This window comes from Vibrio sp. 10N.222.46.A1 (assembly GCF_041473595.1).
GTDB lineage: Bacteria > Pseudomonadota > Gammaproteobacteria > Enterobacterales > Vibrionaceae > Vibrio > Vibrio tasmaniensis_A.
Genome location: NZ_JBFRSN010001699.1, coordinates 1 through 716 on the forward strand (window position 1 = coordinate 1; position 716 = coordinate 716).

Below are 716 nucleotides of genomic sequence, written 5' to 3' on the forward strand. Positions count from 1 at the left end.
GGTGTGGCGGAATATCATTCAATCTTCTTTTCCAAACGCGATAACGGGGTAGACTCCCTAGGTGATCTGCGAGGCAAAACGGTTGTCTTTGAGGATGTCGGTTCTACTAGTGCATTTCTTGTCCCTGCGGCGATACTGCTTGGGCAAGGATATAAGCTCTATGAGCTAAGCTCCCCTAGAGAATATCCACCGAAAGACAAGGTGGGTTATTTTTTCTCCGATGAATATTCAAAGTCTGGAGGAGAATCTAACATGATGAGCTGGGTTCATCGTAATATTGTTGCGTCAGCTGCATTTAGTAATCTCGATTGGGAGAAAGAAATTCCCGAGCAGGTAAAACAACAGTTACAGGTAATCCATACTTCTCAAGCGATTCCCCGCTCACTAGTACTAATACGCCCTGATCTCTCCTCCGAACTTAAGCAAAACATGCTCTTAGTATTGCTTGCGGCTCATGAAAGTGAGGAAGGTAAACTGGCTTTGAAAGCCTATAAGAAGACGAAAAAGTTTGATGCTATCACACCAGAGATTGTAGAAAGCATTTCTTGGGCGGAAGCGCAAAAACGACTGGTTGATGAATACATCTCCCGTTAACTAGAGAAGTTATTGCTTATGAAGTTAAAAGGTAAATTGGTTCTCGGAAACATGCTTATGGTCGTTTTGACTATGGGCTGCCTTTCCTTGTCTCAGTGGCTGATATCTTCATACTATAGTGA

At 43.2% G+C, this 716-nt stretch carries 1 protein-coding gene; it reads left to right on the forward strand.

Annotation, left to right across the window (positions count from 1 at the left end):
- Positions 1-594 (forward strand): phosphate/phosphite/phosphonate ABC transporter substrate-binding protein (locus AB4496_RS28930; protein WP_372133559.1); only part of this gene is annotated, 594 nt, incomplete at its 5' end.
- Positions 595-716: the final 122 nt, after the last annotated feature.